Origin of the sequence: Exiguobacterium sp. s143 (assembly GCF_018618895.1) — a bacterium.
Taxonomy (GTDB): Bacteria; Bacillota; Bacilli; order Exiguobacteriales; family Exiguobacteriaceae; genus Exiguobacterium_A; species Exiguobacterium_A abrahamii.
This window is the reverse complement of sequence record NZ_JACSMX010000001.1, coordinates 1309073-1335123: the sequence shown is the minus strand read 5'-3', so window position 1 is coordinate 1335123 and position 26051 is coordinate 1309073. Positions and strand designations below refer to the sequence as shown.

General features: G+C 49.0%; 19 protein-coding genes and 1 riboswitch. Of the genes, 9 read left to right on the top strand and 10 right to left on the bottom strand.

All coding sequences use genetic code 11. From position 1 onward, the window contains the following. Positions 1–2 precede the first annotated feature (2 nt). From kdpA to KNQ03_RS07010, 4 genes are read left to right on the top strand one after another with little or no spacing between them, the layout of a single operon-like run. Positions 3–1643: a potassium-transporting ATPase subunit KdpA gene (gene kdpA / locus KNQ03_RS07025; RefSeq protein ID WP_214724014.1), complete on the top strand. Its 1641-nt coding sequence runs from the start codon at positions 3–5 to the stop codon at positions 1641–1643. 17 nt (positions 1644–1660) lie between these two features. Further along, entirely contained in the window at positions 1661–3730 is a 2070-nt protein-coding gene (gene kdpB, locus KNQ03_RS07020) for a potassium-transporting ATPase subunit KdpB (protein WP_023469376.1), read from the top strand. A gap of 14 nt (positions 3731–3744) precedes the next feature. Next, on the top strand, positions 3745–4266 hold the full coding sequence (gene kdpC / locus KNQ03_RS07015; protein WP_023469375.1) for a K(+)-transporting ATPase subunit C: 522 nt from the start codon (positions 3745–3747) through the stop codon (positions 4264–4266). Further along, a complete protein-coding gene (locus KNQ03_RS07010; RefSeq protein WP_050678132.1) occupies positions 4263–5351 on the top strand; it encodes a universal stress protein in 1089 nt (362 codons plus the stop codon). Before kdpC ends, KNQ03_RS07010 begins: the two co-directional genes overlap by 4 nt. 694 nt (positions 5352–6045) lie before the next feature. Here the strand turns inward: KNQ03_RS07010 and KNQ03_RS07005 are convergent. Continuing rightward, positions 6046–9630, bottom strand: a complete 3585-nt coding sequence (locus tag KNQ03_RS07005; RefSeq protein WP_214724012.1) for an SH3 domain-containing protein — start codon at positions 9628–9630, stop codon at positions 6046–6048. A gap of 201 nt (positions 9631–9831) precedes the next feature. After that, positions 9832–11862 carry a thioredoxin domain-containing protein gene (locus tag KNQ03_RS07000; RefSeq protein WP_251140242.1) on the bottom strand — a complete coding sequence of 677 codons (2031 nt, stop codon included), beginning with the start codon at positions 11860–11862 and terminating at the stop codon, positions 9832–9834. A 599-nt stretch (positions 11863–12461) separates the two neighbouring features. Between KNQ03_RS07000 and KNQ03_RS06995 the strand changes: the two genes are divergently transcribed. Together KNQ03_RS06995 and KNQ03_RS06990 are read left to right on the top strand one after the other, a co-directional pair. Continuing rightward, positions 12462–12641, top strand: a complete 180-nt coding sequence (locus KNQ03_RS06995; RefSeq protein ID WP_035396111.1) for a DUF2188 domain-containing protein — start codon at positions 12462–12464, stop codon at positions 12639–12641. A gap of 129 nt (positions 12642–12770) precedes the next feature. Beyond that, positions 12771–15518, top strand: coding sequence for a chitobiase/beta-hexosaminidase C-terminal domain-containing protein (locus KNQ03_RS06990; RefSeq protein ID WP_214724010.1), 2748 nt, complete (start codon positions 12771–12773; stop codon positions 15516–15518). Between the two features lie 14 nt (positions 15519–15532). Here KNQ03_RS06990 and KNQ03_RS06985 read toward each other — a convergent pair whose 3' ends face one another. Continuing rightward, positions 15533–15889: a hypothetical protein gene (locus tag KNQ03_RS06985; protein ID WP_064299344.1), complete on the bottom strand. Its 357-nt coding sequence runs from the start codon at positions 15887–15889 to the stop codon at positions 15533–15535. A gap of 348 nt (positions 15890–16237) precedes the next feature. On the opposite strand from KNQ03_RS06985, the gene KNQ03_RS06980 reads away from it, so the two are divergent. Continuing rightward, entirely contained in the window at positions 16238–17116 is an 879-nt protein-coding gene (locus KNQ03_RS06980; protein ID WP_214724008.1) for a CAP domain-containing protein, read from the top strand. A gap of 87 nt (positions 17117–17203) precedes the next feature. Then, on the top strand, positions 17204–17701 hold the full coding sequence (locus KNQ03_RS06975; protein ID WP_214724006.1) for a GNAT family N-acetyltransferase: 498 nt from the start codon (positions 17204–17206) through the stop codon (positions 17699–17701). Positions 17702–17760: 59 nt separating this feature from the next. On the opposite strand, the gene KNQ03_RS06970 is transcribed toward KNQ03_RS06975, so the two are convergent. The 4 genes from KNQ03_RS06970 to KNQ03_RS06955 all read right to left on the bottom strand — a co-directional run bounded on the left by KNQ03_RS06970 (position 17761) and on the right by KNQ03_RS06955 (position 21712). Continuing rightward, on the bottom strand, positions 17761–18576 hold the full coding sequence (locus tag KNQ03_RS06970) for a MetQ/NlpA family ABC transporter substrate-binding protein (protein ID WP_029342601.1): 816 nt from the start codon (positions 18574–18576) through the stop codon (positions 17761–17763). Positions 18577–18603: 27 nt separating this feature from the next. After that, positions 18604–19269 carry a methionine ABC transporter permease gene (locus KNQ03_RS06965; protein ID WP_023469366.1) on the bottom strand — a complete coding sequence of 222 codons (666 nt, stop codon included), beginning with the start codon at positions 19267–19269 and terminating at the stop codon, positions 18604–18606. Continuing rightward, a complete protein-coding gene (locus KNQ03_RS06960; RefSeq protein WP_050678124.1) occupies positions 19259–20272 on the bottom strand; it encodes a methionine ABC transporter ATP-binding protein in 1014 nt (337 codons plus the stop codon). The genes KNQ03_RS06965 and KNQ03_RS06960 overlap by 11 nt, the downstream gene beginning before the upstream one ends. Before the next feature lie 84 nt (positions 20273–20356). After that, positions 20357–20462: riboswitch (SAM riboswitch) on the bottom strand. Between the two features lie 62 nt (positions 20463–20524). After that, positions 20525–21712 carry an aminotransferase class I/II-fold pyridoxal phosphate-dependent enzyme gene (locus KNQ03_RS06955; RefSeq protein WP_149427828.1) on the bottom strand — a complete coding sequence of 396 codons (1188 nt, stop codon included), beginning with the start codon at positions 21710–21712 and terminating at the stop codon, positions 20525–20527. A gap of 148 nt (positions 21713–21860) precedes the next feature. Here KNQ03_RS06955 and KNQ03_RS06950 point away from each other — a divergent pair, with 148 nt between their 5' ends. Further along, positions 21861–23471 carry an alpha-glucosidase gene (locus tag KNQ03_RS06950; RefSeq protein WP_214724004.1) on the top strand — a complete coding sequence of 537 codons (1611 nt, stop codon included), beginning with the start codon at positions 21861–21863 and terminating at the stop codon, positions 23469–23471. Between the two features lie 264 nt (positions 23472–23735). On the opposite strand, the gene KNQ03_RS06945 is transcribed toward KNQ03_RS06950, so the two are convergent. The 3 genes from KNQ03_RS06945 to KNQ03_RS06935 form a co-directional block, all read right to left on the bottom strand. After that, positions 23736–24473, bottom strand: a complete 738-nt coding sequence (locus KNQ03_RS06945) for an MBL fold metallo-hydrolase (protein WP_149427826.1) — start codon at positions 24471–24473, stop codon at positions 23736–23738. A 126-nt stretch (positions 24474–24599) separates the two neighbouring features. Further along, entirely contained in the window at positions 24600–25406 is an 807-nt protein-coding gene (locus tag KNQ03_RS06940) for an SMP-30/gluconolactonase/LRE family protein (protein ID WP_214724002.1), read from the bottom strand. 168 nt (positions 25407–25574) lie between these two features. After that, complete coding sequence (locus KNQ03_RS06935) at positions 25575–25838, bottom strand: metal-sensitive transcriptional regulator (RefSeq protein ID WP_023469359.1); 264 nt, start codon at positions 25836–25838, stop codon at positions 25575–25577. Positions 25839–26051 lie beyond the last annotated feature (213 nt).

Below are 26051 nucleotides of genomic sequence, written 5' to 3'. Positions count from 1 at the left end.
ACATGTGGACTCAATTCATGATCCAATTTTGGATCCTACTCGTCATCGCACTTTGCGCGGCGGTCTTGCTTGGTCGCTACATCGGGATATACTTCGCACCTGTCGCAGAGCGTCGGGTCGATAAAATCGGTAAGGTCGAACGACGACTTCTTTTGTTACTCGGCGTCGATGAAAAGAAACACGATCAATCGTGGGTCGGTTACTCGAAAAGTTTGTTGCTTGTAAATATTTTCTTCTTCATCGGTGGTTATTTGCTACTTCGTTTCCAAGGCAGTCTACCCTTGAATCCGAACGGTGCTGTGAATCTCGATTGGTCGACAGCGTTGCATACGACAATCAGTTTCATGACGAACACCGATCAACAACACTATTCAGGCGAGGCACTCTCATATCTCTCGCAAACGTTCGTCCTTGGAACGATGTTGTTCGTCGCTCCAACGATGGCGTTCACGGTCTGTATCGCTGTCATTCGTGGTCTTGCGAACAAACCACTCGGTAACTTCTATGCCGACTTCGTTCGCTTCATCTTGCGAATCCTGATTCCGATTTCACTCGTGTTCGGGATGGTCATGATCGTCTTCGGTGTACCACAGACGTTCGGAGGGGCGGTCAGCGTCACGACGCTCGAAGGAGCGAAGCAGTTGATTTACCGTGGACCGGTTGCTGCGTTTGAAGTCATCAAACAGCTCGGGAACAACGGTGGCGGTTTCTTTGGTGTCAATGGTGCTCATCCATTCGAGAACCCGAACCAGTTCGTCAACTTCATCCAGATGTTCTTGATGTTGCTGATTCCGATGTCACTTCCAATCGCTTACGGAAAAATCATCGGTTCAGCGAAACAAGGACGACTGTTCCTTGGTGTCATGACGCTTCTCTTCATCATGATGACGGTCGGGATGGCAGGGAGCTTGCTTGCGAATCCAACGGCACACGGTCAGGAACTACGGTTCGGTCAAATCGGAACGGCGCTCTACAGTTCAATCACGACGGCAGCTGAAACTGGTGCGGTCAACGCTATGCACGACTCACTGCATCCACTTGCTGGATTGATCCAACTCGGCAATATGATGCTCAACGTCGTTTACGGTGGAGCAGGTGCAGGATTCCTGAACGTCTTACTTTATGCCTTCGTCGCCGTCTTCCTGACAGGTCTCTTGATCGGTCGGACACCGACGTTCCTCGGGAAGAAAATCGAGACGTTCGAAGTGAAGATGATCGCGATTGCGCTACTCGTGCCGCCATTCCTGATTCTCGTCGGAACGGCAATCTCGATGTACGCTGCACCAGGCGTCGCCGGCATCTCGAACCCAGGCTATCACGGACTGTCGCAAGTCTTGTATGAGTTCACGTCCGCGACGGCGAACAACGGATCAGGTTTTGAAGGACTCGGCGACGCAAACGTCTACTGGAACGTCTCGACGTCATTCGCGTTGTTCTTCGGACGCTACATCCCATTGATCTTGATGCTTGCAATCGTTGGTTCGCTTAAAGCGAAGCCATCCGTCCCGCAAGATGAATTTTCGTTTAAGACAGACACACCACTCTTCGGAACAGTCTTCCTCGGTACGGTCGTACTCGTCGGTGCATTGACATTCTTGCCAGTGCTCGTACTTGGACCAGTCGCGGATTGGCTGACGATGTGAACAGGAGATAAAAGCATATGATGGAACGAATCATGCATCCGACGCCCGAGGAACACCAACCGAACGGGGAGCCGGAACACCAATCCAAATCAGCAATCAATGGCTCGATCGCGCGTCAAGCGACGATCGATGCCTTTAAAAAATTAAATCCCGTCAACATGGTCAAACAACCGATCATGTTCGTCGTCTGGATCGGTTGCTTGCTCGCGATCGGTTACACGATCTTCATTGACGAGATGCGGGGCTTTAACTTGACGGTCAGTATCATTCTTTTCTTGACGGTCTTATTCGCGAACTTCGCGGAATCGATCGCCGAAGGACGCGGGAAAGCACAAGCGGACTCACTGAAAGCTTCAAAAGCAGACGTCATGGCACGTAAACGTGTCGGGCAACTGATTCAAAGTGTCTCGTCCGCGACACTCCGGAAGGGCGATATCGTCTTCGTCCGAGCAGGGGAGTATGTACCGGGTGATGGTGAAATCATCAAAGGACTTGCTTCGATTGATGAATCGGCGATCACCGGTGAATCCGCACCCGTCATCAAGGAAGCGGGCGGTGATTTCTCCTCGGTCATCGGCGGCACACTCGTCGTCAGTGACGAGATCGAAGTCCGGATCACGAGTAATCCAGGTGAATCATTCCTCGATCAGATGATTGCCCTCGTCGAAGGCGCAAGTCGTCAGAAGACACCGAACGAACTCGCGTTATCAACGCTCTTGACGAGCTTGACGTTGATTTTCTTACTTGTCGTCATGACACTACCGGTCTTTACGAACTATCTTGGATTTGATCTTTCGGGTCCAATCTTGATCGCCTTACTCGTCTGTTTGATTCCGACAACAATCGGTGGCTTGCTGTCCGCGATCGGAATCGCCGGAATGGACCGCGTTACCCGCTTCAACGTCATCGCGATGAGCGGGAAGGCGGTCGAAGCAGCAGGCGATATCCAAACGATCATCCTGGATAAAACAGGAACGATCACGTTCGGTAACCGGATGGCGTCGGAGATCACGCCAGTCGGCGGACGTACTGCCGAGCAGGCGTTCGAGGGGGCGATCCTCGCCTCACTCGCTGATGAGACACCTGAAGGACGATCGGTCTTAGAGCTCGCGGAACTTCGCGCGATGCCGGTTGAACAACATTGGTTAGATGGCGCGGAAATCGTACCGTTTCGAGCAGAGACACGGATGTCCGGACTCGACTTAAGAGATGGACGCCGTGTGCGTAAAGGGGCGGGGCAAGCGATTCAAGAATGGGTCAAGGAACAAGGCGGCACCATTCCAAATGATTTGCAAGAGAAAGTAGATGCGGTCTCTCGTCTTGGCGGCACACCACTCGTCGTTGCGATCGACGCAACGATCCTTGGCGTCATCTATTTGAAAGATACGGTGAAACCGGGTATGCGCGAACGATTCGATCGGTTGCGTGAGATGGGTATCAAGACGGTCATGTGTACGGGTGACAACCCATTGACGGCAGCAACGATCGCCCGCGAAGCAGGCGTCGATGATTTCGTCGCGGAATGTAAACCGGAAGACAAGATTCGTGTCATCCAGCAGGAACAAGCAGCCGGTCACCTCGTCGCCATGACAGGAGACGGAACGAATGATGCACCAGCACTCGCTCAAGCCGATGTCGGACTCGCGATGAACAGCGGAACGCAAGCCGCAAAAGAAGCGGCGAACATGATCGATCTTGATTCGAACCCGACGAAAATCATCGAAGTCGTCGAAATCGGGAAACAGCTCTTGATGACACGGGGTGCCTTGACGACGTTCTCGATCGCAAACGATGTCGCGAAATATTTTGCGATCATCCCGGCAATGTTCATGGTCGCAATCCCGCAGATGGAAGTACTCAATATCATGCGTCTTGATTCCCCGACGAGCGCGATCTTATCTGCCTTGATCTTCAATGCGATCATCATTCCGATGTTGATTCCGCTTGCGATGCGAGGAGTTACCTATAAACCGATGACGGCGGATCAATTACTCGGTCGTAACTTACTGATCTATGGTCTTGGCGGTGTCGTCGTTCCATTCATTGGGATTAAAATCATCGATGTCTTGCTTGCAAGCATCCTCTAAGGAGAAAACGAATCATGAAACAAGCCATTCGTGTGACGGTCTTCGTCACGGCGTTATGCGGGATCGTCTTTCCCGCTTTATTGACCCTGTTCGGTCAACTACTCGTACCGGATAAAGCTGAAGGTTCTTTAGTACAAGAAAACGGAAAATTCATCGGATCGGAATTGATTGCCCAGCCGTTCACGTCGAAACAGTATTTTCATGGACGTCCATCAGCGGTCGATCAATTAGCGGGAGCGTCTGCTGGGGATAACCTAGCAGCATCGAACCCGGAGCTTGGCACGAAGATGGCGGAATTACAGAAACAGAACCAAGTGGACGGCGCTTCGCTTCCGGACGATGCCCTCGTGACATCCGGTTCTGGCTTCGATCCGCACATCTCAGTCGATTATGCTTTGGTTCAGGCGAAGCGTATCGCAACCGCGCGCGACCTGTCGCGTGAAGAAGTACGGAAGTTGATCACGAAGGAAGCCGGAACACATGATTACGTCAACGTCCTGCGCTTGAACTTAGCACTTGATCGGAGTAAATCATGACACGAGGAAAGCTGAAGCTGTACATCGGCTCAGCTCCTGGTGTCGGAAAGACGTATAAGATGCTTGCCGATGCACGAACATTGACGCTTGAAGGCAAGGATGTCGTCATCGGTCTGATTGAGACGCATGGTCGAAAAGAGACGGCGGAGATGGTCGGGCAACTCGAACAAGTTCCACTACTTGAAGTCGTCTATAAGGACAAGACATTCCCCGAGGTGAACGTGGACGCGATCATTGCCCGTCGCCCCGATATCGTACTGATCGATGAACTGGCGCATACGAATGCGCCAGGATCGGTACGAAAGAAACGCTATCAAGATGTCGCAGCATTGCTTGAAGCAGGAATTAATGTCTATTCGGCCGTCAACATCCAGCATTTCGAAAGCTTGCTCTTTAAAGTCAAAGAAGTGACGGGTGTCGAAGTGCGGGAACGCATCCCGGATCCGTTTCTCGGTGAAGCCGATGAGATTCTACTCGTCGATGTCACGCCACAAACGTTACGGGAACGACTCGAGCAAGGAAAGATCTATAAGAAGGAAAAGATTGAACAGAGCTTGAATTCGTTCTTTTCGCTTCAGAATCTTGCGAGCTTACGTGAGTTATCGCTACGTCAGGTCGCGGACGAAGTCGACGATCAAGTCTATCAATCACGCTTGTTGATTGAAAAGGATCCAGCGTCGCTACAAGAACGGATTCTCGTCTGCATCCAGCTCAACGACAACGCGCGGAAGTTGATCTATCGCGGCTTTCGCATGGCGAGTCGTCTAAAAGCGGATCTTTATGTGCTGACGATTTTACCGACGGCAGAGAATCAATTGAATGCGAAACAAAAAGAAGTCTTAGCGATGGTACGCGAGAGTGGTTCCTTGTTCGGAGCAGAGGTGCTGATCCGAATCCAAGGGGAGCGCTCGATCGCCCAAGCGATCACGGCAGCTGCCAAGCATCATCGCATCACCCAAATCGTCCTCGGTCAATCTGCACGGACCCGTTGGCAGGAAGTCCGGCGTGGATCGATCATCAATGAAATCATGCGTCATGTCCGCGGGATCGATATTCAAATCGTTGCCGATGACATGGAACGCTAGGGGAGCCCTTCCGCGTAAATGCAGGGGTTCTCTTCGTATCATTCAAAGGTAACAGTGCTTCGTAGTATCTCGGAGCATTGTTCATACTGAAGGCAGAGTGTAGTTTTTCTCTTAGTGAGAAAGATTGCACTTTTTTGTTTACCTCGCATCGTTTTCCTGGGACAAGCGTCGCGCCGCTTCACTTCGTTGCAGGGTCGCTCCTGCTTGTTTTTCCCTAGGAAGCGATGTCGAGTGAACAAATCGCGTTTTTTCTTCCGGGTATAGAAAGTAGAAACGAAGAAGGAGAAGGACTTCTTTTGATAGATAAGAGAGATCATCATCACATCAGCACACCTTGTTTTGTAGGACCACTTTAGCCGTAAAAATGATGCGCTTATCGATTTCATTTCGTTATGTTTTAGTAGGACGCAACCGTACATCCTTGACTCCTACAGGAAAAGGAAGTGCGGTTAGCGCTTCCGTCAGGGATGGGTGAGACCCGACAAATCGCATGGAGTGCGAGATGTCGCGGCTTACCTCCCGCCTGTGGAAAGCGAGGATGTCGGGAACGTCTGTCATAAAAACGAGAGTGACGTCATTTATTTTCGATTCTCACTCTTGAAGAATTTTAAATGGATCAACATTACGAAAAAGGAGTAGTCTTTCTCTATCAAGAGAAGAACTACTCCTTTATGTGTATGCTTTTAACTATCTCTTAGCGAGCGAAGACCGGAATATCGAAGGTTGCCGTATAGCTATCCATCTGTTGATAGAGTGAATAGATCCGTGACGTCTGTTTGACCGCCCATCCCATGTCTGTTGCGTACTGATGGCTACCAGGGCGCATCGGACTCCAACGCATTTTGTAAAGCGTATTTTGTCCATAGGCATTGTGGATGTACTTCGTGCTGATGAATTCAGCACCACCGACAATCGCGGCTTCCGGAGTGAACCAACCTTGGCTGTACGCATAAGCAGCGCCGGTGTTGATTGCATCGTAATCATACGCACCAATGCCGTACATGTTGTAGACTTTGCGTCCATTCCATGTCACACCCATTGCGAGTGTCGATTTTCCGTTACCTGTCTCAAGCAAAGCGTGGGAGATCAAGTAAGCTTCGTTGACGCTGTACTTTTGACCAGCATCGATGAACGCTTGACCACAACTACCATTGCTACACTTGTTAAAGATTCCTTCGCCTTTCGTCACGTTCGCTAACATCTTATCGAGTGTCGCAGGTGTCGCACCTGTTGTTTTCGATAGATCAAGGAACTGATAGAAGTCTGAAGAATTTCGGTCGACCTTGAGTGGGTCAGCAGCGTTACGGACGTCTGTTTCGAGTGCATTCAGCCACTGGATCGTCGAGTAATTCGTTGCGTTCGAATAGACACGTGGGTACGTCGTATAGAAGCCACTGACGGATTGATAGACACGAATCATCCGACCAGGCTGGAATTGACCGTAGACGTGACTTGCTGTCGAAGCGCCTGAACGAATGTTGAGCGGTGTCGTCGCTGTGACAGTCGCAATCGTTCCATTGACTGGATCGAGTGCACCACCGAGACGGACGTAACCCGTACTGACGTACATCAATTTGTTTTTGTAGATATCCGTTTGCGGTGGTGGATTCAGTTTCATCTGTGCGCTGATGAAGCTATCGAACGTATACGGTGTCGCGACGGAGTTATAGACGTTTAATTTAGAAGAAGTCGTCACGAACGCCCCCTTATATGCATATCCACTTTTGCCATCGTAGGAAATCTTATACCAATCACCGATTTGACCAGAGACAGTGACGACGAGATTTTGAGGAATCGTCTTGATGACATTGTATGAGCTACCGACGTAAGAGCGTAACGCAACGTTTGATGTAGCCCGTACGTACAATTTTTGTTTTGCTTCGTATTTGATTGATGACGTGTTTTGTCCCGTCCGGATGTAACCCGTTTTGCCATCAATCGTCACTTTATGCCACGAGGTGTTCGTGTAGGACGTGATCAAAGAAGATGTGTAATAGACATTTCCGAACGAGAGTGTCGTTACAGTTGCTGCTTGATCGTCCGGTGCTTGTTTGACGACAAGTGATTGGTTCGCCAAGAAGCGTGCACCCGTAATCTTTTTCGTTTCCGTGTACGGTGTCAGTGTTGATTTTAAGACATAGCCGTTTTTACCAGCGTAGCTGATTTTTAACCATTGATCGAGACTACCTGTTACTTGAACGACGGCTGCTTTTGGCAGCTTCGTCACCGTCGCATAAGCTGAACCGGCATCCGACTGGAGTGTCGTATCCGTCGTTGCTTGATAGCGGTGGTTATTGACACTTTCGTATGTGACAGGTGAACCTTGATTGATTTGAATGTAACCGGTTTTCCCGTCAACCGTCAGGCGATGCCATTGCTCCGAACGACCAGTCGTGACGACTTGATTCGTCGTGTAGACGTCTCCAGAAGAGAGGCGAACGAGAGTGTCAGCTGTCGCTTGATGCGACGTTTTTACTTCGACGGTACGTCCAAGGCGATAAGAAGAAGATGGAATCGATTGCGTCATGACTTTTTCCTTAGCGTAACGTGAAGCGATATAACCTGTTTTCCCGTTGTACGTCACACGATACCAATCATCGATCATTCCAGTGACCGTGATGCTCGTACCAGAAGGAATCGTTTTGACGGTCGCGTAAGTGTTTCCAGCATATGAACGGAGGGGAGTCGAAGTCGTCGTCTGCATGACGATCCGGTCCGATTGATAACGAACACTCTTGCCTTGACCGACAGGAATGTAGCCTGTCTTTCCATCCTTGCTCACACGATGCCATTGCTGACCGTTTGATGTGACGAGTTGTGTCGTGTAGTAGATGTCACCGCTCTGAAGTGTTGCAAGCGTGGATGCTTTTGCATCTGGTGAAGATTTGATCGAAACCGCTTTTTCAAGTTCAAAGCGTGCACCTGCAATTTTCTGCTTCGTTGCAAGCGTCGTAAAGGTGCTAGAAGCAGCATATCCCGTTTTACCGTTATAACTGACCCGGTACCAATTGCCGATCCGTCCAGAAATCTTGATGACTGTATTGTTCGGGATCGTTTGTACTGTTGCATATGATGGACCTGCATACGAGCGGATCGTTGTTGCGGCTGTCGTTTTCAATGAAAGGTTTGATTGTGACTCGTAAGCGATAGGTGTTGCCTGATTCGCTAATACGAAGCCGGTTTTACCTTCCTTCGATACTTGATACCATGTTTCACCGAGTGGATTCGTCACACGTGTCTTCGTGTAGTAGACGTTTCCGGCACTTAGTGTCGCAAGTGTTTTTCCGTTTGTTGCAGGTGTCGTCTTGATGGCGAGTGATGCTGTCAACAGGAAGCGTGAAGACGGAAGCTTCGTCTTTTCTGTGTACTCTGCCAATGTAGCGGATAAGACATAACCCGTCTTACCAGCGTATGTGACTTGATGATACGTTGCCGTCTTAGCGCTTGATGTGACAATCGTGCCTTTCGGAAGACTGGCTAAGCTGTTCTTCGGTTCCGCTTGATTGTAAAGGGGTGTCGCACTTTTCGTCTGATACCGTGTTTGTGGGATCAGGGTCACACTTTGCTTTTCAGAAGAGGCGAACGCATCTTGATGCATGTAGCCTTTTTTCCCATCGTACTCGACGCTGACCCAGTCCTCGATCCGACCGACGATTTTGACGTCTTTTCCAGATGGAATGGTCTGAACTTTTGGATAACCGGTTCCAGCGTATTGGCGCAAGATATAAGCGTCGACCGTTCTTGACGTCGTGTTCGTCACCTTTTTATAGGCAACTGCTTTTGCACCAGCAGCGACATAGCCCGTCTTCCCGTCATATTTGACGCGGTACCATGTTTCGCCATATGGATTCGTCACACGTTGTGACGTGTAGTACACATCCTCTTCGTTCAACGTACCGATCGTCACTGCAGTATCCACTGCCGTTTTTTTGATCGGTGTTGTTTTGAGGACGAGGTAGCGCTGTCCAGAAACGGTTTGTTTCTTTTCGTACAGCGTGAGGTATTTCGACGCGACATATCCCGTTTTTCCAGCGTATGTCACTCTTCTGAATGCGCCAGAAGCATACGTGGATGAAACGACAGTTCCGGTCTTGATCGTCAACAAGCGTTTCCGAGAAGATGCCGTCTTGTCGTACAGATAACTATCGGTAGACAGACGGTAGGTCGTCGCTTTCGTCGTCGCTGCTTCAGCTACGGGTAAAGATGTTAAAACGATGCTGAAAACGATGAGAAAGCTCGCGAACACCTTCAAGGTCTTCGAGAATGATGTCGTGTTCAAAGTATCTTTCCTCCTAGTAGATATTCGTCCGGATGGACGGAATCGGCTTCTAGGATGTCTAAGTCTAAGTTGTGGAATCTATTGCCTATCCTTACTATCGACAATATCGGATTTTTATGAATAAGATATTGAATTATTTTGAAAAAAGGGGTCTGGTTTTTTGAAAAACCCTCCTGTTTGTTTAAACAAGAGGGGAAATGATCAGATGTTGAGACGAGCGAGGAGTTCTGTCAGATTCGTCGTTGGTCGTTCACACGAAAAATCATGACAGAGATAAGCGGTAGGTACGTTTGGTTCAGGATAATCTGCGATCAATGGTACAAGCGGTAGAAGGTCACGCTTCGTCCCAATCAATAAGGCGACTTCCGGTAAGCGCATCTGTTGCAGTTGATTGATTTCGATTGGGATTTCCGACTCTTCAGGAATCAAGATGATCAATTCCTTCGGTTCCATCTGCCGATAGGTGAACGTACTGACAAGTGAGGCGAAGCCCGTTGGTTGTTGCTCGACTTCTTCTACTAATGCCGTAAGAGCCCGTTCGGCACTTTCCTGATAGACGAGACGCCCGGTGAGGCGACTGAGCGTGAAGAAGGCATGCAAGGCAACGCTGTTTCCAGCCGGTGTGACCCCATCATACAGATCAAGTGGACGAACGAGTAGCTCGTCGGAGCGTGAAGATGTCAGATAAAAATAGCCATCTACTGTCTGGAACTGATCTTGTAGCACATCTGCAAGTACTAAAGCTTCCTCTAGATGAAGCGCTCGTCGTGTAGATTGAAACAGTTCAAGATGTGCGTCAATCAAATAAGCATAGTCATCGAGGAATCCGTGTCCGGTCGCTTGTCCTTCGCGGTAATGAACGGCAAGCTGCTGTTCGGTACGAACGAATCGTTCGAGTGATGTCATCGCACGCGTTGCAACACGTGTATAATGCGGTTCATCAAAGACACGACCGGATTTAGCGAACGTCGAGATCATCATCGCGTTCCACGATGTCAAGCGCTTATCGTCACGAAACGGACGCGGACGTTCATTTCGCGCACGAAGAAGAAGCTGGCGCTCGCGTTCGAGTTGCGCCGCTGTCTCAGCAGGCGACAAGTGAACAGAACGTGCGAATGCCTCAAGTGTTCGTCCCGTCCGGTAAAAGACGTTTCGTCCTTCAAAATTTCCTGATGGTGAAGCATGATAGAAGCGCGGGAACAGTGCGTCTGGTCCGAGTAAGTCCGTCAGTTCAGCTGCCGTGAAGGTATAATAGTGTCCTTCGCCGCCTTCACTATCTGCATCTAGTGCGGCGTAGAATGTGCCGTCCGGTGCAGACAACTCATGCTCTACGAATGTAAGTATTTCTTCCGCGTAACGTCGGAAACGGATCTGTCCGGTCACTTGGTACGTCTCGATGCATAAGGTCGCAAACCAAGCATTGTCGTACAGCATCTTCTCGAAATGAGGAATTTCCCACTTGGCATCGACCGTATAGCGGAATAGACCGTAGCCGACTTGATCGGTCATCCCACCGTCACGCATAGCAATCAGCGATCGCATGACCATATGGAGCGCTGTTTCGTCTTCCGCGTATTGATAATAATCAAGCAAGAAACGAAGCAGGGCTGGCGACGGAAACTTCGGTGCCCCGCCGAATCCACCGTGTTGACGGTCAAATTGGCGCATCGCTTGATCAAACGTCTCGTGAATGATGGATTCATTCCAAGTATGGGTAGACGTCGTAGGCTGCAATACGTCGCGAAGCGTTTGCGACATGTTCTGACCGGCTTGCGCGATTTTTTCTGGTGAACGGCGGAATTGCTCGCTGAGCTGAAGCGTTACCTGACGAAAACTCGGGCGGTTGAACTGAGGCGTCTTCGGAAAATACGTACCGATATAAAACGGTTGCTGGTCCGCTGTCATGAAGACGCTCAGTGGCCAGCCGCCTTGTCCGTTCATGATTTGAGCCGCCGTCATGTAGACATGGTCGATGTCAGGACGTTCTTCCCGGTCTACCTTGATTGCGATGTAGCGTTCGTTCAAGAGGCGTGCCGTTTCTTCATCCTCGAAGCTTTCGTGAGACAGCACATGGCACCAATGGCACGTCGAATAACCAATCGATAAAAAGATCGGCTTGCCGCTTTCCCGAGCGGCAGTGAAGGCGTCTTCGCCCCACGGGTACCAATCGACAGGCTGATGAGCGTGTTGCAATAGGTAGGGACTCGTTTCATGGATAAGTCGATTCGACATGATGGATTTCCCTCGTTTCTTCTATAGTAATGAGTCCTCTTCACGATACTCGGCTTTTACGGCAGGTGCAACTCCAATTCTGAGACAGGAGAAAACGATTTTTCAAAAGAAAGATTGACTTTATAAAAGAAAGTGTGATAGATTAATATAAGTCATGAATCGGGGATGATCACTCATGTGAGAATCTTCAATCCATATCATACAATTAAATCGACAGGTCAGGATTTTTAGACCGCTACTGACAAATGAGTCAGACATAAGTCATCGCTTTTATTTTGTCCTTCTTCATACTACGAGGAGAAGTTGACCCAGCAAGATAAACCTTCCAATCGATACTTTTCCGCTCATTCCCGAGCTATTTCTAAAATTCCCAGTATCATGCGTCCGTTGCAGACGCATCACGATTCTTGCTAAAATGCTTGATTCAGCTGGCGCGGCCAAGGAGCCGTAACAACGAAAGAGAGGTAGGGCTTTCGTCGTTTCAGGTGTTTTGATCACCTGTAATCCTCGATTCTCATGACAACCAAAACAACGACACGCTGATGAGGCGTTTTTTTTGTGCCTTTTTTCGGGTAATGCTGAAAGAAGGGGGTGACGATATGCCATGGAATGAGAACGACTATCCGGAGTCATTCAAGAACTTTGATCCGCCACTTCGAAAGAAAGCAATCGAGATCGCGAACGCGTTATTAAAAGACGGGTATGAAGAGGGACGCGCCATTCCGATCGCGACATCGCAAGCTGAAAAATGGTACGAAAGTCACAAAGACGAACAATAAAAAGTTGTAAGCGATACCATTTCTTTCATTTACGAAGGATGGTATCTTTTTTTACGAAAAACATACACTATTGAGAATATAATCTGATATTATTAAGAAGTGTCAGAAAATTCAATAGGGGGTCTCATCATGAAATACGGCAGTACGTTTGGAAAGTGGGCATTGGCCGGAGTATTGACTGCAGGAATCCTTCCACAAGCGGGTCTTGTCGGGGCAGAAGGCGAAGGCGTCATCTTGTCTGAATACATAGAAGGAACAAGCAATAACAAGGCAATCGAGCTGTACAATGGATCGGGGCAAATCATTGATTTAGCAGACTATACCCTCGTTCAATATACGAACGGTGGACCATCAGAAGCGAAAATCACACTATCGGGGAAAGTGGATCCAGGAAAGACGTTCGTCATCGCGAACTCGAGTGCGAATGCGGACATCAAAGCAAAAGCACAATTGACGACGGGATCATTGAACTTTAACGGAAATGATCCAATTGCACTGAAAAAGGGCGACGTCGTTCTTGATATCATCGGACCACTCGGTTCATCAACGGATTTCGCAAAAGATACGACACTCGTGCGGAATGCGGGCGTCACGTCTGGTGCTAAAACGTACGAACCATCACAGTGGACGAGCTTCCCGGTCGATACACTGACGAATCTCGGTAGTCATCAGACAGAAGCGGGCGACGTTCTTGCAGCACCTACAGCTTCTCCAGTCGGTGAAGTTGAACGTGGAGATCAAGTGACATTGTCAGGTGAAGGAACGATTCATTATACGGTCGATGGCACGACACCAACTGCCGACAGTCCGGTGTATACGTCACCGATCACGATCAACGATGAAGTGACGATTCAAGCAGTTGCCGTCAAGGACGGTAAAACGTCAGCGGTTTCGACATTCAAGTATTATATCGCACCACCGATCACGAAAATCAGCAACATCCAAGGCGTTGCGCATACGTCGCCTTACGCAGATCAACTCGTCCGGACGACAGGTGTCGTCACGTACGTCGTCGATGCGAACAACTTCTACATGCAGGATCCAAATCCGGATAACGACAGCCGGACATCAGAAGGGATTCTCGTCTATGCGAAAAACCATGGTGCTGCCGTTGGACAAAAAGTCGCGACGACAGGATATGTCAAAGAGTGGTTACTTGGAGGCTACAGCGATAAGTTCGATACAGACTTAGCGGTCACGGAAATCAGTACGGTCAATCTCGTAAAGGGTGCGCTCAACGAAGGATTACCAGCAAGCATCGTTCTTGGTGATAAAGGCGTCTTGATTCCGACACAAGTCGTCGACAACGATTCGTTTGCTCAGTTTGATCCAAAAGAAGATGCAATTGACTTATACGAAAGCTTAGAAGGTATGCGTGTCGCTTTACCGAATGCAATCGTTACAGGACCACAAGCGAACCGGACGATTCCAGTTCGGACGCAGACAGCGGATAAGGTCTATACGAAACGTGGAACGCCGATCCTGACGAAAGACAACGTCAACCCGGAGCGTCTCTTCGTCGAGATGGGAAGCTCGTCGTACCGTGCAAAAGCTGGTGATACGTTCAATGGAACGATTGAAGGTGTCATGAGCTATAACTATTCGGCGTATAAAGTCCTTTCAAAAGCAGCGGATCTTCCGCCACTCGTCGCGCGCGAAGCAGATCGTCAACCAACGAATATCGAAACCGGTAAATCTCGTTTGACCGTCGCTTCATACAACGTCGAGAACTTTGCTTCAACAGCAGACGAAGGAAAAGTCGATCGCGTCTCAGAAGGAATTGCGACATTCCTCAAGACACCGGACATCGTCGGTTTGACAGAGATGCAGGATAACGATGGCGCAACGGATAGCGGCACAGTCGATGCTTCGAAATCATTCGAGACATTGATTGCAGCAATCGAAGCGAAAACGGGTGTCCGCTATGCCTATACGGACATCGCACCAGAAGACAAGAAGGATGGTGGACAGCCGGGCGGAAACATCCGTGTCGGATTCCTCTACAATCCAGCACGTGTATCGCTCGCACCAGGTGAAAAAGGTGGCGCGACGGAAGCCGTTACGGTGGAAAATGGTAAGTTAACGAAAAACCCGGGTCGTATCCAACCGACGGATCCGAACTTCGCGAGTTCACGGAAACCGCTCGTCGCGGAATTCCTCTTCAACGGTGATTCGTACCATGTCATCGTCAACCACTTCAACTCAAAAGGTGGCGACGGAGCTGACTTCGGTAAGAACCAACCGGTCGTACGTAAAAGTGAAGTCCAGCGTCATGCGATCGCGAACATCGTCCAAGATTTCGTCTCTGAATTGAAGACGGAAGTCAAAGGCTCAAACGTTGTCGTTCTCGGTGACTTAAACGACTTCCAGTTCTCGAAGACGCTTGATATCTTAAAAGGTGATAACTTGTGGAACACAGTTGACGATCTGCCGGAATCAGAGCGGTACTCGTACGTCTACAACGGAAACGCTCAAGTGCTCGACCATATCTTAATCTCGAACAACTTAAAACGTTATACGTCTTCAGATATCGTCAACATCAACTCAGAGTATATGGAAGCAGACGGTAGCGCGAGTGACCACGATCCAGCGATCATCTCGATTCAAGGTGCAGAGACGGCCGTACCGGTCAAAGGAAAAGCAGAAGTCGGCATCTGGCGTGCTGTCCAAAAAGGGAAGCATATCTTCATTGAGCGTAAATTAGGTCGTCATTGGTTAAAAGCAAGTGAGACGCATGGTGATCAACAAGGCGAATTGCTCGCACTTCGTGTTTCGCAAGGACGTCCGTACATTCAAGTGAAAACGAAAAAAGGCAAAACGATTTGGCTCGAACTGTCGAACAAATATAAACTAACTGAAACAACAAAATATCAATAAATTAAAAAGCGGACTTAGCGGTCCGCTTTTTTGCGTGCTGGTATAAAAAGCGAAAGAAGTGAGAGTGTACTGATCGAGAGTGTCGAAATTAAAGCAATCGGTAGAGGGATGGCGCGGAACATATACGTGAAGTGGATCAAGATTAAAAAAAGGATGATAGCAAGACCAGGAATGAATTTCTTAGAGAGCAGCATACCTGATCCAGGTACGAGCAACTCAAAACCGAGCCGTTGATTCAGCCGAACATCTTCATGTGCATTAGCCAAGCTAAACGATACGGTCAACGCGACAAGAATCATCCAGCCGGAAAATAAGTATTGTTGAATCGGTAAAAAAGCAATGGATTCATAAATGAAATACAGTAAAACCATAGGTCAACTCCTTTATATCATTATGTTATTTGGAAAAGCATTGAAAGTTTGGCTTACGAATTCTAATGATACCGAGTCGAGAATCGGAGAGCAATCAAAAATCGTTTAGAATGAAATAAAAGAATGTTCACACATTTTAATAAAAGGGGAAAATCATTTAGTATGTGTATTAAATACTTTCAAGAATCGTTTAAACAAAAGCTTTTTTGAAATGGTAGCGCTCTCATGAAATATGTCGGATTTGTGGACGAAAGATGTGATTTAGACAAATGAGAGCCGATGACTGTTCGAAGGAATGATTTTCTTTTAAAATAAAGGTAATGAAATAGAAGGAGGCGAAACGAGGGCATGAAAAAATGGCTAATCATCGGAGTAGCAGCAGTAGCCTTTTTCGGCTACGAAAACATTCCAATGGAACAAGCAGAAGCCGATTACCCGAAAAGCGGCGGCAAGCTGATTGATCGATATAGCAGTGAGTATCCGGGATACGACTGGGAAGTCAGACGGACATCAACGGAGGAATTCGTCGCCTTGACGAAGGATGGAAAAGATTATGGGAAGTATCGTTTCAAGAACGGGGTGACGACGCAAGGCGCGGTCTTGAATAAGGATACGGAATCTTCCTTGAAGAAAAAAGGTTGGACCGCAGTGAAGTCCTACCGTAAAGGCAATACGAACTACATGTTGAATCTGGATCATGCCGCCGTCTATGAGAAGAAAGGCAATTACGTGACATATTTCTTCGATCAACATGACGGCAATAAAGTCAAAGCGACGCTTGCGATTCCAAAAGACGTCGAAGCGAAGAAAAAAGGCTTCTACGGTACGGCGTCGAATGCGTTACGAACGACAGATGAGAAACTCATGCTTCGGTTGATGAACTGGGAACGGGGCGACTATAAGTTGAATCCGTTAGCACCGTACACGGCACTGAAGCCGGTCACACGAGGTCACAGCGAAAACATGGCGAAGAATAATTTCTTCTCGCATACGGATCCACAAGGGCGTGACCCGTTCGATCGAATGAAACAAGGCGGTATCAAGTTCATGGGAGCCGGTGAGAATCTCTCGATGGGCTATCCGAATGTCTTTGCGGCGCATTGGGGCTTGATGAACTCGAAAGGACACCGCGATAACATCCTTCAAAAGAGCTTCAAGCAGGCGGATGTCGGTGTAGCATTCCGAGACAACGCACCGTACTTTACGATTAATTTCCGGACACCTTAAATAGAAGAATGGAGGACGATATCGCTCGATGTCGTCCTCTTTTTCATGGAACGGTTTGTACTATACTACAGACAGGGGGTGGAGCAGTTGAAAATACGTCAATTGACGGCAGAAGATGCAACTCGTTACAAAGCATTGCGGTTAGAAGCCTTACGAAACCATCCTGAGGCATTCGGCTCTGATTATGAAGCAGAAAAAGATCGACCCATCGAACGGTACGCAACTCGTCTTGAAAGCGAACAGTCGATGACGTTCGGTGCGTTTCATGAAAATGAACTCGTCGGTGTCGTCACGATCGTCAACTTAGAGCCGTTCAAGATGCGACATCGAGCGAATCTATTTGCGATGTACGTCGCGCCACGCGCCCGAAAGCAACAGGTCGGACGACAACTCGTAGAAGAGGCATTACGTACATTAAAGCAGCATCCTGTGATTGAGCAAGTCCATCTCTCGGTCGTCCGGACGAATGAAGCTGCTAAAGCGTTGTATCGATCACTTGGTTTTGAATCATACGCGATTGAACCGCGGGCGCTGAAAATCGATGATACCTATCATGATGAAGAACTGATGTGGTATCGGTTCTAACACAAAACGACCGGATTTCAAAGAGATGATCTCTCCTTGAAATCCGGTCGTTTTTTACATCAGTTTGCCCATTCAGGTTTACTGAAGCCTTTGAATGATTTTTCGATGACTGTATTGAAAGCGTCCGATTCGACGGCTGCTTTTAAGTCTTTTGCGACTTGCTTGTCCGCATCTTTCGTTTGGACAGCGACGAGGTTACGGTATTGTTCGTCCATCGTCTCAAGCGCTAACGCATCAAGTAAGTCGAATTTCGCAGCAAGTGCGAAGTTCCCTGGAACGGCTGAAATGTCGACACTTTCGACGGCGCGTGGCAATTGAGCCGCCTCGAGTGGTTTAATGACGAGTTTCTTCGGATTCTTGACGATATCCTTCTCTGAAACAGTTAGTGGATCGACATCCGGCTTCAGTTCAATCCAGCCTTGTTCCGCAAGTAAGTTCAGTGCCCGTGCTTGGTTCGTCGGATCATTCGGCGTCGCGACTTCAGCACCTGTCTTGACGTCGTCAAGTGTCTTCGCTGTCTTGCTGTATAGTCCCATCGGTGCTGTCGGAACCGTGATGAGTCCTTTTAAATCGAGGTTCTTTTCTTTAGAGAACGTCTTGAGATAGATCGAGTGTTGGAACAAGTTGGCGTCGATGTTCCCGCTACCGAGGGCGATGTTCGGTTGGATGTAATCGCTGAACTCGACGATTTCGACTTTATAGCCTTTCTTTTCGAGTTGCGGCTGGATCGCTTGTTTGACCATGTCGCTATACGGACCGCTCGTCGCACCAATCTTGATCGTCTTGTCTTTTTCGTCAGCACTGCTGTCTCCACATCCCGCGAGAACTCCTGCACCGAGTAAGGCTGTTGCTAAAAAGGCATATCGTTTTTTCATGATTCCACTCTCCCTTTGTATGTATGATTAGCGTTTATCTGTTTTTCGCGCCAGTTGATTGCCAAGTGCTTGAATACTTTGAACGATGACGATGAGCACGACGATCGTCACGATCATAATGAGATTATCGTAGCGATAGTAACCGAAACGGATCGCGAGGTCACCAACACCTCCACCGCCGACGATACCAGCCATCGCTGAGAAGCCTATCAAGCTGATCGTCGTTAATGTGATGCCCTGAATGATGCCAGGGAGTGCTTCCGGTAAGAGGACACTGACGATGATCCGTAATGGTTTCGCCCCACATGCTTCCGCTGCTTCGATTAGACCAGGCGGAATTTCGCGCAGTGACGTCTCAACGAGTCGCGCGAGAAACGGAATCGCTGCGACACTGAGACTGACGGATGCTGCCGTCGGACCAATCGTATTGTCGAGTAAGAACTTCGTTAACGGAATGAGGGCAACAAGCAAGATGATGAACGGTAGCGACCGGACGATGTTGACGACGAAGTCAAGGACACGGCGGACGGCAAGGTTTTGAAAAAATAATCCCCGGTCGGTGACGAACAAGAGAATCCCGAGCGGAATCCCGACGACCAATGCAAAGGCAAGTGAAATTCCTACCATCCACGCCGTCTCGCCGAGTGCCTTCAAGAGCTCAGGTAACATCGTTTGAATACGATCAAGCCACATCCTGAATCACCTCGAGTGCATGAAGTTCCGTCGCGAGCCAGTCGAGGGCAGGAGCGATTTGGTCGGATGATCCCGTCAAGCTGACAATCAGGACACCGAAGGCGACGTCTTGAATGTAGTCGACCTTGCCGTGCAAGATGCTGACTGAGATATCGTAACGGCGGATTGCTTCTGATAACGTACTCTCACCGGTCTTCTCGCCCGTGAACTGCAAGCGGATGATCTTGCCTGGAGTTGCCTGTAAGATGCGTTCCGGCAATTCGATTTGTAGTGCCGTATCGACGTAATGTTGCGTCACTGGATGCTTGGCTTGACTGAACAGGTCATAGGTTGAGGCGACTTCAACGACTTCACCTTGCGACATGACCGCGACGCGATGGCAAATCTGTTTGACGACATCAATCTCATGCGTGATGAGGACGATCGTCAATCCGAGTCGTTCATTCAAATCCTTCAGCAGTTCAAGGATCTGTAGTGTCGTAACGGGGTCAAGAGCTGATGTCGCTTCGTCACATAACAAGACGGTCGGATCGTTCGCGAGTGCCCGGGCAATCCCGACGCGCTGTTTCTGCCCACCGCTTAATTGGCTCGGGAAGTTCGTCTCAAATCCTTCAAGTCCGACGAGCGAGACGAGTTCGCGAATTCGCTCCGGGAAGTCTGCTCGTTTGACTCCAGCAGCCTTGAGCGCAAAAGCGATGTTATCCGCGACGTTGCGCGACTGGATCAATTGGAAATGCTGAAAGATCATTCCTGTCCGTAAGCGAAGTTGACGCAAATCTGCTTTTGACATTCCGCCAAGCGAGACACCGTCGACCTTGACGGTTCCCTGTGTCGGATGCTCGAGTCCGTTGATTAGGCGAAGTAACGTACTCTTACCGGCACCGGACTCACCGATGATCCCGAAGATTTCTCCTTTTTGGATCGTCAAATCGACATCCCGTAATGCAAAAATCGGGGTCCGATCTCGAACGAACCGTTTTGTAATGTGTTTGAATTCAATCATCCGCTCATCTCCTCATACAAAAAAAGTCGCTTTTTCCTAGTAGCGGAGCAACCAGAAAAAAGCGACGAAAGTGTAAGATTTCGTAACTTATCTCTCAGAATGAAAATCATTCTGTAGGATGTGGCACCGTTCCTTACAGGTGGTTGCCGGACGTCGTTGGGCCTAATCCCTCGGTCGCTCTCGATAAGTAGTTATGCTGTTGGGATTTACTTTAACGGAAATGATTCCCATCTGTCAAATGTTTTTTCAGAATTATTCCGCAACAGGTGTCCGGAACAGGTTGAGCGTTCCGATTCGATCGACGGCTTCTTCGAGACGTTCGACGTCAGCAATCAAGCTAATCCGGACGTAGCCTTCACCGTATTCGCCGAAGAATGATCCAGGGGTCACGGCGACGTGTGCTTCGTCAAGCAGGTGATCGGTGAAGCTTTGGGACGTGTAACCTTCTGGAACAGGAAGCCAGACGAAGAAGGAACCGCCCGGGCGTGGTCCACTCCAACCAATCGCATCGAGTTTTGCGAACAACGCATCGCGTCGCGTTTCATACAAGCTACTTAACTCGCGGACGCACGTTTGGTCACTCGTGAGGGCAACGGTCGCCGCATGCTGAATCGGTGTGAAGGCACTGACGTAGAGATGTTCTTGGTATGTTTCGATGCTTGAGATGACGGACGGATTTCCGATCGCGAAGGCAATCCGGAAGCCGGACATGTTGAAGCGTTTTGAGAGTGAGAATAGCTCGATCCCGACGTCTTTTGCCCCTTCCGTCTGCAGGAAGCTTCGCGTCGGACCATCGAAACTGATGCCGCCGTATGCTAAGTCATGGACGACACAGATATCATGGGCATCGGCGAAAGCGACTGTCTGTTCGAAGGCTTCTGCCGTCGCGGTCGCACCCGTCGGATTACTCGGGTAGTTGAGGAACAACATCCGGGCACGCTCGACGTCCGTCGTATCAAGTAAGTCGTAATCCGGTAAGAAGTTATTTTTCTCAAGTAACGGAAGCGTAATCGGGAATGCGCCAGCAAGTGCTGCGCCAGACAGGTAATCCGGGTATCCTGGATCCGGAACGATGACACCTTCTCCAGGGTTGACGATCGTCTGCGGTAAGGCGACGATGCCGGCTTTACTGCCGAGGAGAATTGCGACTTCCGTTGCCGGATCGATTGTGACACCGAACTCAGTCGCATAAAAGCGCGCGACGGCTTGCTTTAGAAAATCATGTCCACGAAACGGTGGATATTGAAGGTTCGTTGGCTCGTCGATGGCTTGTTTTAAGGCATCGAGAATATGTACAGGCGTCGTCTGGTCGGGTGTTCCTTGACCAAGTGTGATGACATCGTGTCCGGCAGCTTTCACAGCACCGATTCGGTTCGCGAGTTCAGCGAAGACAGGAGCAGGAAGCCGATCAATGGCGATGGATGGAGCGAAATGTTTCATGGATGAATGCCTCCTTCGTGGTATTGTCGTCAAGGATAACGAATATTCAGTCAAAAGAAAAGAACTTTTTCGAAATTCAAAAAAATTGTCGGATAAACAGGTACAGATAAGTGGAGCGGGAATAAAGAGTAGGGAGAGGAGTGGGAAGATGAAGCGAGCTAACTGGAAAGAGGCAGTCGTCTATCAAGTCTACTGGCGTAGCTTTAAAGATTCGAACGGGGATGGGATCGGTGATTTACGAGGTGTCATCGATAAGCTTGATTACATCGCTTCACTTGGTGTCGATGTCGTGTGGTTGAATCCGTGTTATCGTTCCCCGGACGTCGATAACGGCTATGATATTGCCGATTATTACGAGATCATGGAAAAAGCGGGAACGATGGGAGATCTCCAGGAGTTGATCACGACCGCTCATGCCCGTGGATTAAAGGTCATTCTCGATTTAGTCGTGAACCACACGAGTAACCAGCATGACTGGTTCCGTCAGTCGCGAGAGCGGATTAACGATAAGGATGACTGGTACATCTGGAAAGACGGCACGAAAGAGACGCCTCCGAACAACTGGCGCTCGTACTTTGCGCCAAGCCCGTGGACGTGGAGTGAAGAACGCGGGCAGTATTATTTTCATTCCTTCGCCAAAGAACAGCCCGACTTAAACTGGGAGCACCCAGCTGTGAGGCAAGCGATCTACGATATGATGAACTGGTGGATCGCTCAAGGGATCGACGGCTTCCGGATGGATGTCATCAACTTGATCAAAAAACGGTCGTTTGAAGATGTCGCCAATCCGTTTGATCTCTCGTACCTTGGAAATCAGCCCGGCGTGCATGACTTTTTGCAGGAGATGCATGCGAATGTTCTTGCTGGTAAAGACTTGTTTACAGTCGGTGAGATTCCGTTCGTCGGTCCAGAAGACGGGCTGTTATATGTCAGTGAGGACCGAGAAGAACTCCGGACGCTGTTTCACTTCGAGATCGCGGATGACATGGAGGCGATGGATCTCTTACGATTCAAGGAGATTCAAAAACGCTGGTACGACGTCTTATATCCATTAGGTGTCAATTCACAGTTCCTCAACAACCATGATCATACACGACAAGTGACGCGCTTCGGCAGTGAACGATACCGCGTTGAGAGTGCGAAACTACTTGGTTTGATGTTGCATACGTTACCGGGCATTCCATACGTGTATCAAGGAGAAGAGATCGGGATGACGGGGATTCGCTTCTCGGATCCGTCGCTCTATCAAGACGTCGCCTTTCGAAATCGATACGCGGAGCGCGTCGCTGGTGGAGAGGATCCAGAGGTCGTACTCTCGTCGATGCAGTTACTTGCCCGTGATAACTCCCGCACACCGATGCAGTGGGACGGTACACATGCAGCTGGCTTTACGAGTGGGAAACCATGGTTAGCCGTCAACCCGAATTATACGGACATCAATGTCGCGCAGGCAGAAGCCGATCCATCGTCCGTGCTTGCTTTTTACAAGTCGCTGATTCAGATGCGAAAGCAACATCCGATCATGGTTTACGGCACGTACCGAGACTTGGCACTCCATGATCCGTATCTCTATATTTATGAACGGGAACTAGAGGGAGAGGTCTGGCGGATCGTCCTCAACGTACATGATGAACCGATGCAGACCGCCCTCATTTTACCGCATGAAAAATTGTTCGTATCAAACTATCCGGATAGCCCGGATATCTTGCGTCCCTATGAAGCACGCGTCTATCGTTATTCTGTTGCAGAACAGAATTGAACCACTGGACGAAAAAATGGGGTTAACTCAAAAAAAGAATGACGCGTCTTTTCACGCCCTTTCCTCAGGCGAGACACAAGCCCCGTTTTCCTGCTTCATTCAAGCAGGAAAACGGGGCTTGTTTGTCTCTGAAGCGCATAAATGCGCTTATTCCTGTAGGAATGGCGTGCGACGCGTCATTCTTTTTGTTATGAGATAAGGGTGGCAGAATGAAAATCTGCCACCCTTATCTTTGGAAAGACTGACTTATGATACAGTCCCGTTTTAAGTGTGTGATTTGAATGGAGATGATTTTTTCGTCTGTAAGACCTGAGAGAATCGATCGACAGCTTGGCGCATCTCGTAACTCGGTCCGAGAATGAGGGGACCGTGTCCGACGGCAAGAATATCTGGAGATAGTTCCGTCAGTTGATCAGCCGAACGAAGGGCGACGTCCGGATCCCATGTTGCGAGTGCGGGGAACGGGAATTGCCAACGGACATCACCGGAGACGGCAAGTCCCCCTTGTGTCTGAAAAGCATCCCCGGCGATCAACGTCCGGCTTCCTTCATGCCAAAGCGAGATCGAACCAGGTGTATGACCGGGTGAGGCGATGACACTGAGACTTCCGACTTGTTGACCACTCTCGAGCAATCGATCTGGTCGTGTTTTGATGTTTTTCGGAATACCCCCTTTTAAGGGTGTCGTTTCGCCTTCTCGTAGCGTCTCATCCCCGCTGAGCAATGCAGCATCTCGGTAACTGATACAGACTTGAGCGAGAGGGAAGGCGTTCGCAAGGAAGTCCAGTGAGCCGACATGATCGGCGTGCGCATGAGTCAGGATGATCGCACCGAGTGGTTTCTCTTGCTTTCGAATATAGTGATAGAGCGCCTTTGCGTTGATTCCGAGTCCAGCATCAATCAATGTTAAACTGTCTGCTTCTTCAAACAGGTAGCAGTTGACCGGGAAAAAGGATGGGGTCGTCTGCAATTGGTGTAAACGTTCGATTGTCGTGACACGCATCGGCTTCACTCCTTCAAAAAATGAATAGTCTTCTTCTTTAGTATCGTCTGTTTTTGAATAGGCGTCTAGACGAATTGTGTGGAAAAAGAGGCATCACCTCTAAAAAGATGATCCCTCCTCTACGAATCATTCAAATGTTACAGCGAAGACGGCACCGGCGTGTGGCGCATCATCTCCGTTTGCAGCCGTCGTGACGAGCAATCGATCTTCGTAGAAAATCGGGCACGTCGGATTTGCGACCGGGAAGTCGACATGAGCGAGTTTTTTACCAGTCGTAAGATTCCAACGGGTGATGCATGATCCAGCATAATGCGCGATCCAAGCGTGACCTTCCGCGTCCTTCGTCATACCATCCGGGAACCCTTCTTCTTCTTCGAGATCAACGGCGACACGCTTATTCGAAAGTGGTGCGTCCGGAGCGTAGTCAAAGGCATAGACTTTTTTCGTCGGTGTATCGATGTGATAAAGCGTCTTGCCATCTTCTGACCAGACGAGTCCATTGGAGTTCGTCAAGTCTTCATGTAAGACATCAATGGAGCCATCGTGACGCAGACGGAACAATCCAGCGGTCTTACCGTCTTCTTCATTAATGCTACCAGCGACATATTGACCGGTTGGATCAAGCTTTCCGTCATTCATTCGGTCGGAATCGGGGAGCGACAGTTGATGCTCAAGAGACAGGTGTCCTTCTTTGAGATCAAACGTCCCGAATCCGTGTTCAGCCGTGACACGTAATAAATCCGGTGCATCGGTCAAGGCAATCGATGTGATGGCGCTTGGTAACGTGTACGGTTTAAGTGCTTCTGTGACGAGGTCATATGAAAAGAGAAGTTGATTCGGAATATCAACGAAATAAAAGCGCTTTGTTTTTGCGTCGTAAACAGGAGATTCGCCTGTCTTACATGCGACATCAATGAATAGGGAAACGGTCATAAGTACTCTTCCTCCTAAGTGGACACCTTTTACGAGCAGTCCAGATAATAACAATTTAGTATACCTGTTTTGACGTGCACTCAAACCTGGATCAAACGGCTGGTATACTAAATAAACGTCTAAAAAAATAGCCTGCTATCCAAGCAGGCTATCCGTACGAGCGTTATATCAGCGGCTCTTAACGAGCAAGTTGACCGCTTCCTTGACGAGTTCTTCAGTTTGTCCGTCGCCGTTTTGTTCTGCGTCCTTGACGCACTCAATTAGATTCGAACTGACGACGACGCCGATCGTCCGGTCAATCGCAGAACGGGCAGCGGAGAGCTGGGTGATGACATCGCGGCAATCTTGCCCTTCTTCCATCATCCGTAAAATGCCTCGTAGCTGTCCTTCGATCCGACTAACACGGTTCTTCATCTTCCGATCATAATCCATTTGTATTCCTCCGATTCCCGTTGACCTGACGTCATGTAGTATCTTTATGCTATGCCCATTACGGTATAACTGTCAATTCAACAGAATTTTAAGCTATACTTTTATTAGAATTAGGGAATATGGATGTGGTGAAGTTTTTACTTAGAAAATGAATAAAATAGAAAACGATTTGGTGTCAGCTTGCGTATACTATATGATAAGGCTGACATCAGA